Source organism: Streptomyces sp. Alt3 (assembly GCF_030719215.1).
Taxonomy (GTDB): domain Bacteria; phylum Actinomycetota; class Actinomycetes; order Streptomycetales; family Streptomycetaceae; genus Streptomyces; species Streptomyces glycanivorans.
On record NZ_CP120983.1, the window covers coordinates 7,746,719 to 7,760,818 of the forward strand.

Below are 14,100 nucleotides of genomic sequence, written 5' to 3' on the forward strand. Positions count from 1 at the left end.
CCTGCCGGACCGGAACTACGGGATACGGGCGACAGCGACGTAGACGCCGCTCAGCTCCTGCTCAGGCGCAGGCGTGCCGCGGAACCACTCGGGAGCCGTCACCAGACCCGGCTCGACGATGTCCAGGCCTTCGAAGAAACGGGCGAACTCGGCGCGGGTGCGCAGCGCGAGCCGGATGCCGCCCTTGCCGTACTCGGCCGCGCCCTGCTCCCCGCGCTCGGGATTCACGTCCGAGGCGCCCTGGGACAGCACCACGTAGCTCCCGGGCGCCAAGGTGGCCGTCAGCGTGCGCACGATGCCCCGCGGGTCGACGTCGTCGGGGAGGAAGTGGAGGAGCCCCAGGAGCGACAGGGCGATGGGCTGGTCGAAGTCCAGGACCTTGCGGGCCGCCTCGATGATCGTGGCCGGCTCGAGCACGTCCGCGTGCACGTAGTCGGTGGCCCCCTCCGGGTGGCTGACCAGGAGGGCCTCCGCGTGCCGCAGGACGATCGGGTCGTTGTCGCAGTAGACGACCCGCGCCCGCGGATCGACCCGCTGGGCGATCTGGTGCAGGTTCGGCGCGGTCGGGATCCCCGTGCCTATGTCGAGGAACTGGCTGACTCCCTCGCCGGCCAGCCAGGCCGTAGCGCGGTTCATGAAGGCACGGTTCTGGAATGCCCCGGTCTTCGCCTCGGCCGGCAGCTGCTCGGCCACGGCCTGGTCGACCGGGTAGTTGTCCTTGCCGCCGAGCAACGAGTCGTAGACGCGTGCCGAGTGGGGCCTGCTGGTGTCGATCGGGGGGTGAGGTGTCCCAGTCGTCATGACGAGCTCCGTTGCAGATGAGGTGGACCGCAGCACCCGCGAAGTCTGCCACAGCAACCGTGCCGCGAGAGGCAGTTGGCGGCTCCGCGTCGTCACGGCGACGGCCCCCCGGGGAAGGTCCCTGGGGGCCGCGCTGACGGGCTCTGCGTGGGTCAGGGAGCGTCGACCAGGTCGTGCTTGGGCACGGTCACCGTGCGGGCGCCGGGCTTGCCGCCCAGAACCACCTCGCGCAGGGCGCTGTTGTTGCTGAGGTCGGTCTCCTTGAGCCGGTTCTCCGGGTTGGCCAGCACCTGGATGAAGTAGGTGCCGTTCGGCAGTCCTGTGATGTCGAAGGACTGCCCGGGGAGGTCCTGGGTGTACGTGTCACCGGAACCCACGTCGAGCACCTCCCGCACGGAGATGGAGTTCTCCTGGCCGCAGGCCGTGGAGAGATCCGTGTTGTCCGGGTGCCAGTTGGCGTTCTCCACCGTGTAGTCGACCGCGTCGGTGTTGGCCAGGCAGAATGCCTCCTTGCCGCTGCGCACGGTCTCCTTCTTGTCGGCCTTCAGCAGTCGGTAGCTCGCGAAGTCGGTGAAGTGCCAGTGCTCATGACCCGGGCGGGGGTCCCACTCCATGGTGCCGGTCGGGGTGTAGCCGACCTGCTTGCCCGAGGCGTCGTAGAAGTACTGGTAGGCGTCCATAAGCGCGTTGCCGGGCTTCCGGAAGCCGTCCACCACCAACTGCGCGGGACCCGCGTTCCACACGTTGGCGCTGAAGGCCAGGTAGTCCTTGCCGGGCTCCCCGCCGTCACCCGCGCCGATGGTGATGCCGTAGGCGGGCAGGGAGCGCAGGTCGGGCTTGGGTACATCCGGCACGGCCGCCCTGCCCGTCGGACGCTGGGCGTTCGGCTGCACTGCGGGCGCCTGCCGGGAGCCGTCCGTACGTCCCGGTCCGTCGCCCCCGGCAGCGCGGAAGCCCTGTCGCGCGGCAGCCCAGGGCAGAGCGGCGGGCGCGGGCGCGTAGGGACCGTGGCCCACGTTGTACGAGGTGCCGGCGCCGGTGGTCGCGGCCACCGGGGCGGGCGGGCGGGCCGCGGTGTGACCGGCATGGGCCGAGTGGCCTGCCCCGTGGCCCGCGTGCCCGGACGCGGAGCGGGCCGCCGGGGAGGGAGCGGGGCTCTCCTCCTCCCAACTGCGCTCGCGCACCGTGACCTTGACCGTCTTCGACGCGTCGGCGATCTGGAAGATGTCCCGGTAGCGCTTGCTGACGGACACCTCCGCGGTGTACTTGCCGGCAGGAAGGACGACCGGCGCCGAGTAGTAGCCGGCGTAGGTGTTGGACGCCCAGCCCTCCTCGACACCCCACACCGAGCCGAGAGTGAAGGGATTCACGGGACAGCTCTCGGGATACTTCGACGTGGACGGGGCGTCCGGACGGATCCTGCCCGAAGCGTTGTTCGGGCAGAACGACTCCGTGCGGATCGCCACCGTCCTGCCCCCGGCGTCCCGGACCTTGACGCGGATGAAGCCGGGCAGCCCCGAGAAGTTCTTGACCAGCCCGGCGGGCAGGGTCCGGGTCCGGGTCTTCGTCCCCTCGCGGATGACCTGGGTGGCGACGACCGGGTCCTTGTAGCTCTTCCTGGTCACGCGCAGTTCGAGCGGCGCGCCGGAGGCGGTGAGGTAGGTCCCGAGGTCCAGGTAGACGCCGGGATCCTCCTTCCAGGAGTCGAGCGTCACCGAGTCCGACGCTGCGACGAGGCCGAGCTGCGGGACGGCTGCCGCCTTCTTCGTGTCCGGCGTGGCGGCGGCCACGCCCGCGGTCACGGCGATCGCCGCGGCGGCGGCGACCACCGGGCGCCACAGCCGGCTGCGGGGGGTTCTGGTGCTCATCGTTCTCCGATGTCCGGGTGCCCGGTGGGGCGGTGGAGTCGCTTTTGCCCATGAGAGGCGCCTGCCGGGCCAGAGGTTGTCCGAAGGGGCCTGAGACACGGATTGTTGGCCGAAATCATGTTTTCAGGTGTGCAATCAGACATTTACCGGCCGTTCCTCCTGTGCTTCCGGGCCGGCCGTGCTAGAGGTCCTGACGTCGTGTGACCGCATACGGGCACCGAGCGGGCACAGGAAAAGATCGACCGGGCGCTCTCCGGACGCACCGTCGTCGCCGGATCCCGGGCCACCAGTGCGGAAACCTGTGGTGAAACGGGCATGAACGGGCGCAGGCCGTGACGCGAAGGTGCTGGTCGTACTGCCGTTTCTGCTTGTACAAACGATGCATGGGCCCGAACGGACGCCGGGACCACACCGGATCCGTACTAGTGCAGGGATGTGTCGTGGGCACCGAGGAACGGCGACGGGCAATTCTGGAGACGGCCCGACAGGACGGGGCGGTCGACGTGAACCGGCTGGCCGAACGGTTCGAGGTGGCCAAGGAGACCATCAGGCGCGATCTGCACACCCTTGAGGAGCACGGCCTCGTGCGGCGCACGCACGGTGGCGCGTACCCGGTCGAGAGCGCGGGATTCGAGACGACCCTGGCCATGCGCACCACCCACCACGTGCCGCAGAAGTCGCGCATCGCGAAGGCCGCCGCCGACCTGCTCGGTGACGCCGAGACGGTGTTCGTCGACGAGGGCTTCACCCCGCAGCTCATCGCCGAGGCCCTTCCCAAGGACCGGCCGCTGACCGTGGTCACGGCTTCCCTCGCCGTCGCCACGGTCCTCGCGGACGTGGAGAAGACCGCCGTACTCCTGCTCGGCGGGCGCCTGCGCGGCAGCACCATGGCCACCGTCGACCACTGGGCCACCCGCATGCTGGCCGACTTCGTCATCGACCTGGCCTACGTCGGAGCGAACGGCATCTCCCGCCAGTACGGGCTGACCACCCCCGACCCGGCGGTGGGCGAGGTCAAGGCGCAGGCCATGCGCAGCGCCCGACGCCGTGTCTTCGCCGGGGTCCACTCGAAGTTCGGAGCGGTGAGCTTCTGCCGCTTCGCGGGCGTCGGCGACTTCGAAGCCGTCGTCACCGACACCGGGCTGCCCTCGGCCGAGGCCCAGCGCTACTCCCTGCTCGGCCCCAACGTGATCCGGGTCTGACCCGGACCCGCCCCTTCCCCACCTCGTCCCCGCCAGGAGGCCGGAGGCCGGCCCCGCCATGCCCGGAGCGGCCAGGAGGACCGAGGACCACGGGCACCGATCAACGAGCCGCTACGACCGATCAGGAGACTTTATGCCCCACCAGCAACGACGCCGCGGGACCCGCGTGCGTGCGGTCGCGGGCACGGCAGCCATGGCCCTTCTCGGCACCGGCTGCGCCGGAGCCGGCGGGACCGCCTTCGGAGGGGGTGACGCCCTGAACGTACTCATGGTGAACAACCCTCAGATGGTCGAGCTGCAGAAGCTCACCGCCGAGCACTTCACCGCGGAGACCGGCATCAAGGTGCACTTCACCGTGCTCCCGGAGAACGACGTCCGCGACAAGATCAGCCAGGACTTCTCCAACCAGGCCGGACAGTACGACGTCGGCACCATCAGCAACTTCGAGGTGCCCTTCTTCGCGAAGAACGACTGGCTGCACCCGCTCGACACCTACGCCGAGCAGGACGCGGACTTCGACCAGGACGACATCCTCGAACCCCTGAGGGACTCGCTCACCGCCGAGGGCAAGCTCTACGCCGAACCCTTCTACGGGGAGTCGTCCTTCCTCATGTACCGCAAGGACGTCTTCGAGGCGAAGGGCCTGAAGATGCCCCCGCACCCCACCTGGACGGAGGTGGCCGGCCTCGCGGCGGAGGCCGACGGCGCCGAGCCCGGCATGAAGGGCATCTGTCTGCGCGGACTGCCCGGCTGGGGCGAACTCGTCGCACCGCTGACCACCGTCGTCAACACCATGGGCGGCACCTGGTTCACCGAGGACTGGAAGCCGCAGCTCACCTCGCCCGAGTTCAAGAAGGCCACGAAGTTCTACGTCGACCTCGTGCGCAAGCACGGTGAACGCGGGGCGTCCCAGTCCGGGTACGCCGAGTGCCTCAACAACATGACCCAGGGCAAGACCGCCATGTGGTACGACGCCACGGCCGCGCCGGCTCCCTGGAGGCGGCGAACTCCCCGGTGAAGGGGAAGATCGGCTACGTACCCGCGCCGGTCGAGGAGACCAAGAGCTCCGGATGGCTCTACACCTGGGCCTGGGGCATCCAGAAGGCATCCAAGAAGTCCGACGACGCCTGGAAGTTCGTCTCCTGGGCCTCCAGCAAGGAGTACGAGTCGCTCGTCGGTGAAACCAGCGGCTGGTCCAACGCACCGGCCGGAAAACGGGCCTCCACCTACGAGAACCCCGAATACCGCAAGGCGGCCGGGGCGTTCGCGGACGTCACCGAGCAGGCCATCTCCGGCGCCGACCCGAAGAACCCGGGCGTCCAGCCGCGTCCGGTGCCCGGCATCCAGTTCGTCGGCATCCCCGAGTTCACCGATCTCGGCACCAGGGTCGCCCAGGAGATCAGCGCGGCCATAGCCGGCCGCCAGTCCGTCGACAAGGCGCTGGCCACCTCCCAGCAGATGGCCGAGCAGGTCGCCAAGGAGTACCGATGACCACAGCAGTCGGCACCACCCCGCAGTCACCACCACGGCCGACAGCCACGCCCGACCGCAGGAGCAAAGGCCCCCGGGCCTGGGCCACCAGGGCCCCGCTCCTGCCCGCGCTGGTCTTCCTGATCGTCGTCACCCAGCTGCCGTTCGTGGCGACCCTGGTCATCTCCCTCTTCGACTGGAACTCCCTCAACCCCGACAAGCGCGCCTTCAACGGGCTGGACAACTACGCCTCCGTCTTCACCGACGCCGCACTCCGCGACTCGGTCGTCACCACCATCCTGCTGACCGCGGGCGTGGTCATCGCCACCGTGGTCCTCGGACTGGCCCTCGCGCTGCTCCTGGACCGCGCGTTCTTCGGCCGCGGCCTCGTCCGCACCCTGCTCATCACGCCGTTCCTGATCGTGCCCGTCTCCGCCGCGCTGCTGTGGAAGCACGCGCTGTACAACCCGGAGTACGGACTCCTCAACGGCGCGCTCAGCTGGGTCGGTGAGCTCTTCGGCGACACGACCCCGAGCCAGCCGGACTGGATCGCGCAGATGCCCCTGCTCGCGGTCATCGCCGCGCTGGTCTGGCAGTGGACGCCGTTCATGATGCTGATCCTGCTCGCCGGGCTCCAGAGCCGGCCCGCGGAGGTCGTGGAGGCCGCGCGCCTGGACGGGGCGAGCGCCTGGCAGACCTTCCGCTATCTGACCCTGCCCCACCTGCGCCGGTACCTCGAACTCGGCGTCCTGCTCGGCGCCGTCTACATCGTGCAGAACTTCGACGCGGTGTTCACGATCACCGCGGGCGGACTCGACACGGCCAACCTTCCGTACACGATCTACCAGACCTTCTACCAGGCCCACGAATACGGACTGGCGTCCGCCGCGGGAGTCGTCGTGGTGATCGGCACGATCATCATCGCCACCTTCGCGCTCCGGACCGTCTCGTCCCTCTTCAGTGAGGAGGCGAACCGCGCATGACCACCGCCACCGTCCCCGCGCCGACCCCGTCCGCGCGAGGCACCCTGCGCAGGGCCAGGCGCCGCTCCACCGCGCTCGGCCTGCTGGCCTGGGCGGCAGGGCTCGCCTTCTGCCTGCCCGCCCTGTGGATGCTGCTGACCTCGCTGCACGCGGAGTCGGACGCCGCCACCAACCCGCCCTCCCTCTTCGCGCCGCTCACCCTCGACGGCTACCGGGCCTTCTTCGGAGCCGACACCGGTGTCACCCCGTGGCCTCCGCTCCTCAACTCCCTGGGCGCGTCCTTCTTCTCCACCGTCCTGGTGCTCCTGCTGGCGCTCCCGGCCGCGTACGCCCTCTCCATCCGGCGCGTACGCAAGTGGACGGACGTGATGTTCTTCTTCCTCTCCACGAAGATGCTGCCCGTCGTCGCGGGGCTCCTGCCCATCTACCTGTTCGCCAAGAACGCGGGGATGCTCGACAACATCTGGCTCCTCGTCCTGCTCTACACCTCGATGAACCTGCCGATCGCGGTCTGGATGATGCAGTCCTTCCTCGCGGACGTCCCGGTGTCCGTCATCGAGGCCGCCCAGGTGGACGGCGCACGGCTGCCGACCGTCCTGGCCAGGGTCGTCGCGCCGATGGCCGCGCCGGGCATCGCCGCCACCGCCCTGATCTGCTTCATCTTCAGCTGGAACGAACTGCTCTTCGCGCGGGTGCTCACCGGCGTCGTGGCCCAGACCGCACCCGTCTTCCTCACCGGATTCGTCACCAGCCAGGGCCTCTTCCTGGCCCAGCTGTGTGCCGCGTCCGTCGTCGTGTCCCTGCCGGTGCTCGCCGCCGGCTACGCCGCCCAGGACAAACTCGTCCAGGGCCTGTCTCTTGGAGCAGTGAAATAATGCGGGCAGCGATCGTCGAAGCCCCCGGCAAGGTCTCCGTCACCACCGTCCCCGACCCCACCCCAGGCCCGCGCGACGTCGTCGTGGACGTCGCCTCGTGCGGACTGTGCGGCACCGACCTGCACATCCTGCAGGGCGAGTTCGCACCGTCCCTGCCTCTCGTCCCCGGCCACGAGTTCGCCGGGGAGATCGTGGGCGTCGGACGTGAGGTCACGGAGCTGGCCGTCGGCGACCGCGTCGCCGTCGACCCCTCCCTGCACTGTCACGAGTGCCGCTACTGCCGCAGCGGACGGGGGAACCTCTGCGAACGCTGGGCCGCCATCGGTGTCACCGTCTCCGGCGGAGCGGCCGAGTACGCCGTCGCCCCCGTCGCCAACTGCGTCAAGCTGCCCGACCACATCGACGTCAAGGACGCCGCCCTGATCGAGCCGCTGTCCTGCGCGGTCCGCGGCTACGACGTCCTGAACAGCACACTCGGCGCCGAGGTGCTGATCTACGGCTCGGGGACCATGGGCCTCATGATGCTGGAGCTCGCCAAGCGCACCGGGGCGGCGGGCGTGGACGTCCTGGACGTCAACCCGGAGCGCCTCGCCACGGCCGGTCTCCTCGGCTGCTCCCGCTCGGCGGCCGGGGCCGACGAGCTGGACCGTCCCGGCGGCTGGGACGTCGTCATCGACGCGACGGGCAACGCGGCCGCGATCCAGGACGGTCTGGGGCGCGTCGCCAAGGGCGGGACCTTCCTCCAGTTCGGGGTGGCCGACTACGCGACGACGGCGGTCATCGAGCCGTACCGCATCTACAACCAGGAGATCACCATCACCGGTTCGATGGCCGTCCTGCACAGCTACGAACGCGCGGCGGCCCTCTTCGCCACCGGGATCCTGGACCCCTCGGTCTTCATCAGTGACCGGTTGCCGCTGGACCAGTACCCGCAGGCCGTCGACCGCTTCAAGGCCGGTGTCGGCCGCAAGATCGTGGTCGAGCCGTGACGGGAGGACCCGGTGCGGTCCTCGTGGTGGGCGAGGCGCTCGTCGACCTCGTCCCCGTGGCCGGGGACGGCGGCGTACGCGCGGCCCAGTTCGGCGGCGCCCCGGCCAACGTGGCTGTCGGACTGGCCAGGCTCGGCACCCCGGTCTCGTTCGCCGGGGGACTGGGCGGCGACGGTTTCGCCCGCATGATCGAGGAGCGGCTGCGTGCGGCCGGGGCCGACGTCACGCTGTGCGGACGCAGCGGCCTGCCTACCGCGCTGGCCGTCGCCGAACCGGACGCCGGGGGAACGGGCTACCACTTCCACCTCCAGGAAACGGCGACCTTCAGGCTGCCGGACGTGTCCGCACGGGCCGCCGGGTTCGGAGCCGTGTACGTGGGCGGACTCGCGGCCGTCGTGGAGCCCGCGGCGTCGGCCGTCCGGGAGGCCGCCCGCGCGGCCGCCCGGCACTCGCTCCTCGTCGTGGACCCCAACGTCCGCCGGGACCGCACCCTCGGTGCGGACCACGGCGCGGCGGCGCTGCGCGAACTCTGCCGCCTCGCCCACGTCGTGAAGGCCAGCGACGAGGACCTGGAGCGGCTGTGGCCGGGTGCCGACCCGGAGGAGACCTGCCGGGAACTGGCGGCCGGGGGACGGCTCGTGGTCCTCACCCGGGGCGCGAGGGGCAGCACGGCGTACACGGCGACCGGACCACCCGTGTCCGTCCCGGCCACACCGGTCGAGGTCGTCAACACGATCGGCGCGGGGGACGCGTTCGCCGCCGGGCTGCTGACCCGGCTGGGCGCCCGCGGCTCCTTCACCGCGGCACCGGATCCCGAGGAGGTGCGGGACATGTTGTCCGCCGCCTCCGAGGCCGCTGCCTCGGTGTGCGCCAGGGCGGGCACGGAACCCTCCGTCCCGGCCGGCGCCTGAAGGAAACAGGCAGGGCACAGGATGCGCGCCCGCGCACGGGTGCGCATCCTGGCAGTGTGACCCGGAGCGACGGAGGCAGAACGCCCGACGAGCTGTCGCTGGTGCTCGCCCAGGCCGTGGTGAACGCCGTCGACGCCGTCGGTGGGTACGGGGGCGGGGTCTACCTGCGCTCCCGTACCCCCGGCCTCCTGCTGATGGCGGTCCTCGCGGGGCTCCCCGGCCCACTGCTGCGTCCCTGGTGGCAGATGCATGTGAACCGGCCCTTCCCGGTGGCCGAGGCATACCGCTCGAACAGCCCGGTGTACCTGGGCGACGCCGAGGACGCCATGCGCCGGTTCCCGCAGCTCATGGCGGGTCTTCCGTTCCCCTTCGGATCGCTCTACGCACCCGTGACGGTGGGGACCGCGCCGGTGGGCGTCCTCGTCGTCCTGCGCTATGCCACCCGGGGTGTCCCGGTCGGCGGGGCGGACCGCGGCCGGATGGAGGCCCTCGCCCGGAAGCTCGGCAGGGACCTCGCCGCACTGGGAGCACCGGCGGAGTGGGACGGAGCGCCCATGGTCGTCCGGCTGCCCGCCGCCACCGCACGGCCCCTGCGGGTCGGACACTTCGACTGGGACATCGACGGCGGGACCGTCACCGCGGACGACGCGACACGCCTGATCCTGGGCCACGACCCCGCAGAACCCCCTGCGCGCACCATGGAGGCGCTGACCGCCCGGCTGCTCCCCGAGGACGTGCACGGGCTGTGGACGCTGGGAAGCACAGCCGCACGGTCGGCGGAGGGCCGGGTGAGCCGTATGAGCCTGTGGTCCCCCGGGGGACGGCCGGTCCTCGTGGAGATCTCCGGCCACGGCGCACCGGACCGCCTGACCGGAGTGGTGCTCGACCCGGAAGCCGGCCCGGTCGTCCCGGACGCCGCCGACCGGGTGCCGCACGGCATCCTCTGTCACGACCGGCTCGGCCGGATCACTTACGTCAACGGACCGGCGGAGGAGATCCTCGGGCACACCCGGGCGGAGCTGATCGGCCGGGACATGTGGGCCGTGCTCCCCTGGCTGGCGAACCCCGCCTACGAGGACCATCACCGGGCCGCGTTCTTCTCCGACGACCCCGTGTACTTCCTCGCCCGGCGCACCCCCGCCCACTGGCTGTCCGTGGCGCTGTACCCCGGCCGCGACGGGGTCACCGTCACCCTCAGCCCCTCGGGACGGCCCGGCCGCACACCGGAGCCCGCCGCCGCACCGGGGACGGAGCTCGGCTCGTCGGCCGACAGCGCCGCGGTCCTCTACCGTCCGGTCGCGCTGGCCATCGCGCTGACGGAGGCCGTCACGGCCCGCCAGGTCTCGGCCGTGGTCACGGAGGAACTGCTGCCGGCGTTCGGCGGCAGACAGTTGGCCATCTACCTCCAGAACGAGGGCCGTCTCCACCTCGCCTCCGAGACGGGCTTCCCCAAGGGCTTTCTCGACCGGTTCGACGGGGTCGGACTCGACATCCGCATCCCCGGCGTCGAGACGCTCACGAGCGGCCGGCCGCTGTTCTTCGAGTCCATGGACCAGCTGGCCGACGCCTATCCCGGCATTCCCCTGGACGCCAGTGTCGGCGCCCGCGCCTTCCTGCCCCTCATCGCCTCGGGCCGCCCCGTCGGCTCGTGCATCCTCGGCTTCGACCGGCCCCGCGGCTTCAGCCCGGAGGAGCGCACCGTCCTCACCGCGCTGGCCGGGCTCATCGCCCAGGCGCTCGAACGCGCCCGGCGCTACGACACCGAGGCGGCGCTCGCCCGGGGACTCCAGGAGGCCCTGCTGCCCCACCGGCTGCCCGTCGTCGACCACGTCGACACCGTCGGGCGCTACCTCTCGGGGACCCAGGACGTCGAGGTGGGGGGTGACTGGTACGACGTCGTCGAGACCGCCGCCGGACTCGTCCTGGTCATCGGGGACGTCCAGGGGCACGGTGTCGCGGCGGCCGCGACCATGGGCCAGCTGCGCAGTGCCGTACGGGCCTTCGCGCTCATCGGCCACGAACCGCAGGAGATCATGGGCGCCACCAACCGGCTGCTGATCGGACTCGACCCGGGGCAGTTCGCCAGCTGCTGCTTCGTGCTGCTCGACCCCGCCACCGGTGCCTTCCGGGCCGTCCGTGCCGGGCACCCCCAGCCCCTCCTGAGGCATCCCGACGGCAGGACCGAGGTCCTGGACCTCCCCGGGGGCGTGGTGCTCGGTGTCGACCCGGACGCCTCGTACCCCGTCACGGAACTGCGGCTCGCCCCAGGAGCCGTCCTGGCGCTCTTCACGGACGGACTCGTCGAGAAGGCCGGCGCGGACATCGACGAGGGCATCGAGCGTCTCCGCAGCACCCTGGCCGCGGCGTGCCGTCTGCCGCTCGCCGAGACGGCGGACCGGATCATCGGCCAGGCCCGGCAGGACGAGGACAGGCCCGACGACATCGCGCTGCTCATGGCCGCCCGCACGGCCCCGGCGCGCTGAGCCCCGCACGGCCGGGCTCCGGCCGCTCGGGCTGTCCGTCATACGGAACGCGCCCGGTGCGGACTGCGCCCTCGGCGCGCAGGTGAGGCATCCTCTGCTGGTCGGGCAGAACGGGCCCGTGGTGGTGAACGGATCACCGCCGCGGTCTGTGACGGAGAAGGATGCGGAACCAGATGGCAGAGAACTTGGACCTGTTGGCCTTCGTGCGGGCACGCCTCGCCGAGGAGGAGGACATCGCGCGGGAAGCCGGTGGCGACGGCTGGCGCACACCGGCCGAGGCACCGGGCGAGGTGCACGACCGCACGAGCGGTATCGCCTTCGTCGTACGGTCGCGTGGCTACGACCGGCACATCGCCTTCCAGGACCCCGCGCGCAGCCTGCGCCGCATCGAGACCACCAGGGTCCTCCTGGACGAGTACGAGGAGATCTCGGCCCTGGACACCGACCGCCCGGCCCAGGACTTCACCTCGGGGCGTGCCGTCGGGCTGGGATTCGTCGTGCGGCAGATGGCCGCCGAGCACGCCGGGCATCCGGACTACCGGGTGAAGTGGCTGCCCCGGTTCTCCCACTGGGGCCCTCCCTCCCAGGGATGAGGCCCGGGGAGGGGCCGCGTGCCGGACTGAGTACCAGGGAGCGGTGTCCCTGAGTACGTGCCCCGATCCCGGCACGGGCCCCGGCCGGTGGAATGGGAGCCATGCTCCCCGACGCGCCGACGCGCCCCCGCATCCAGACCCTGACCAGCGCCGGTACCGCGCTGGCGGTGACCCTGCTCCCGCTGGCCGTCGGCGTCCTGCTGGCCAGGACGATGGCGCTGGATCCGATGTCCCCCGTGAACGCGCTGGTCACCAGCGGCGGTCAGCGTGCCCGTATCGCCCCGTCGCGATGGGTACTGACGGCTCGAACGCGCAAGCTTCTTTCCCGCCGGTAATGGAACCTTTGTCCAGGTAAGCGCTGTCGCTCCTGTTACACGGATCCGCCGGATCCGAGCGGTTCGGGCCGGGGTGCCGGGGGAGTGGGTCAGAGGTGAAAGAGATGTGATGGCCCTGTGAACGGGCCGCCTGGAAGGGTCGGTGCGGCGATCAACGGTTGACAGGTCTACGACCGCGGAAATCCATGCCGAGTGCAGTCGTGTGTGACAGAAATGTCCGCACTTTGTCACACGAACCAGGGCACCTTTCGGCCACCTCGGAAGCGGGACAAAGTTTGCGTTCCCGGCACGACGCCGGGGTCGGAAAACGCCCGGCACTCCATTCCGGGCCTGCACGATGAGGGGTTTTCATGTCCCGTTCCGCACGACGGATCACCGCCACCGTTCTCGCCTCAGGCGCCCTGCTCGCCGCAGCGGCCCTGCCGGCGACGGCCGATGGCCGGGACCACGGCCGCCACCACCGGCCGGCGCAGCGCTCGGCGGTCGTCCTGGGTGAGATCCAGTACGACAGCCCCGGCCGCGACAACGGCTCGAACCGCAGCCTGAACGCCGAGTGGGTGACCGTCACCAACACCAGCCGTCACGCCGTCAACCTCCGCGGCTGGACGCTCAGCGACGAGAGCCGCCGCACGTACACGTTCGACCTGCGGCTGGCCGGCCGCTCCTCCGTCCGCGTCCACACCGGTGTCGGCCGTGACACCCGGCACGACGTGTACCAGGACCGTCGCCACTACGTGTGGGACAGCAGGGACACCGCCACGCTCCGCGACAACCGCGGGCACAAGGTCGACTCCGAGTCCTGGGGCCGGCACCGCGGCGGCGGTCACCGTGACGGTGGGTACCGCGACGGCGGTCAGCGCGACGGCGGCCAGCGCGGCAACCGCTGACCCGCACGGACGGATAGGGGGATGCGGCGTTCTCCTTGACTGAAACGGCGTACCACGGCTCATCCCCGTGGTACGCCGTGTCCGTGCAGCCCACGGCTTCCGCCGGGCGGGGGCTGTGCACCGGGGAGTGGCGGTTGATGTCAGGATGGACCCATGACCATCAAGGCGTATTTCGACATCACCATCGACGACCAGCCCGCGGGCCGGATCGTGTTCAACCTTTTCGACGACGTTGCCCCCAAGACCGCGGAGAACTTCCGTGCGCTCGCCACCGGTGAGCACGGCTACGGCTACGCCGGCTCCCCGTTCCACCGTGTCATCCCGGACTTCATGCTCCAGGGCGGTGACTTCACCCGGGGCAACGGCACCGGTGGCAAGAGCATCTACGGCGAGAAGTTCGCCGACGAGAACTTCACCCTGAAGCACAACAAGCCGGGTCTGCTCTCGATGGCCAATGCCGGCCCGAACACCAACGGCTCGCAGTTCTTCATCACCACCGTCCTCACCCCCTGGCTGGACGGCAAGCACGTGGTGTTCGGCGAGGTCGCCGACGACGAGAGCATGGCGCTCGTCCGCAAGATCGAGACCTACGGCTCCCAGAGCGGCAGCACCAAGGCGAAGATCGCCGTCTCCGCGTCCGGCGTTCTCTGATCGCACGCGACGGGGCTCCCGGCCGGTCCTCACCGGCCGGGAGCCCGTCCCG

Annotated in this window: 12 protein-coding genes and 1 pseudogene; 11 read left to right on the forward strand and 2 right to left on the reverse strand. The window is 70.8% G+C overall.

The window, feature by feature from the left end:
* Positions 1 to 15: 15 nt before the first annotated feature.
* Positions 16 to 801, reverse strand: coding sequence for an SAM-dependent methyltransferase (locus tag P8A20_RS34310; RefSeq protein WP_306104906.1), 786 nt, complete (start codon positions 799 to 801; stop codon positions 16 to 18).
* A 152-nt stretch (positions 802 to 953) separates the two neighbouring features.
* Positions 954 to 2,669 carry a lysyl oxidase family protein gene (locus P8A20_RS34315; protein ID WP_306104907.1) on the reverse strand — a complete coding sequence of 572 codons (1,716 nt, stop codon included), beginning with the start codon at positions 2,667 to 2,669 and terminating at the stop codon, positions 954 to 956.
* A 440-nt stretch (positions 2,670 to 3,109) separates the two neighbouring features.
* Between P8A20_RS34315 and P8A20_RS34320 the strand changes: the two genes are divergently transcribed.
* From P8A20_RS34320 to P8A20_RS34370, 11 genes and pseudogenes are all read left to right on the forward strand, one after another.
* Entirely contained in the window at positions 3,110 to 3,871 is a 762-nt protein-coding gene (locus tag P8A20_RS34320) for a DeoR/GlpR family DNA-binding transcription regulator (protein ID WP_147960705.1), read from the forward strand.
* Positions 3,872 to 4,004: 133 nt separating this feature from the next.
* A pseudogene (locus P8A20_RS34325) lies at positions 4,005 to 5,362 on the forward strand (ABC transporter substrate-binding protein).
* Positions 5,359 to 6,324 (forward strand): carbohydrate ABC transporter permease, encoded by a 966-nt coding sequence (locus P8A20_RS34330; protein ID WP_147960707.1) that lies wholly within the window; start codon positions 5,359 to 5,361, stop codon positions 6,322 to 6,324. The pseudogene P8A20_RS34325 and the gene P8A20_RS34330 overlap by 4 nt, the downstream one beginning before the upstream one ends.
* Complete coding sequence (locus tag P8A20_RS34335) at positions 6,321 to 7,199, forward strand: carbohydrate ABC transporter permease (RefSeq protein ID WP_147960708.1); 879 nt, start codon at positions 6,321 to 6,323, stop codon at positions 7,197 to 7,199. The genes P8A20_RS34330 and P8A20_RS34335 overlap by 4 nt, the downstream gene beginning before the upstream one ends.
* Entirely contained in the window at positions 7,199 to 8,188 is a 990-nt protein-coding gene (locus P8A20_RS34340; protein ID WP_147960709.1) for a zinc-dependent alcohol dehydrogenase family protein, read from the forward strand. Before P8A20_RS34335 ends, P8A20_RS34340 begins: the two co-directional genes overlap by 1 nt.
* On the forward strand, positions 8,185 to 9,099 hold the full coding sequence (locus P8A20_RS34345) for a PfkB family carbohydrate kinase (RefSeq protein ID WP_306104908.1): 915 nt from the start codon (positions 8,185 to 8,187) through the stop codon (positions 9,097 to 9,099). Before P8A20_RS34340 ends, P8A20_RS34345 begins: the two co-directional genes overlap by 4 nt.
* A gap of 56 nt (positions 9,100 to 9,155) precedes the next feature.
* Positions 9,156 to 11,582, forward strand: a complete 2,427-nt coding sequence (locus tag P8A20_RS34350; RefSeq protein WP_306104909.1) for a SpoIIE family protein phosphatase — start codon at positions 9,156 to 9,158, stop codon at positions 11,580 to 11,582.
* 173 nt (positions 11,583 to 11,755) lie between these two features.
* Complete coding sequence (locus tag P8A20_RS34355) at positions 11,756 to 12,175, forward strand: DUF6221 family protein (RefSeq protein ID WP_147960712.1); 420 nt, start codon at positions 11,756 to 11,758, stop codon at positions 12,173 to 12,175.
* Between the two features lie 101 nt (positions 12,176 to 12,276).
* Positions 12,277 to 12,510: a hypothetical protein gene (locus P8A20_RS34360; RefSeq protein ID WP_147960713.1), complete on the forward strand. Its 234-nt coding sequence runs from the start codon at positions 12,277 to 12,279 to the stop codon at positions 12,508 to 12,510.
* A gap of 350 nt (positions 12,511 to 12,860) precedes the next feature.
* The gene (locus P8A20_RS34365; protein WP_306104910.1) at positions 12,861 to 13,397 is read left to right on the forward strand and encodes a lamin tail domain-containing protein; all 537 of its coding nucleotides are present in this window, start codon (positions 12,861 to 12,863) and stop codon (positions 13,395 to 13,397) included.
* Between the two features lie 153 nt (positions 13,398 to 13,550).
* Positions 13,551 to 14,048 carry a peptidylprolyl isomerase gene (locus tag P8A20_RS34370; protein WP_147960715.1) on the forward strand — a complete coding sequence of 166 codons (498 nt, stop codon included), beginning with the start codon at positions 13,551 to 13,553 and terminating at the stop codon, positions 14,046 to 14,048.
* Positions 14,049 to 14,100: the final 52 nt, after the last annotated feature.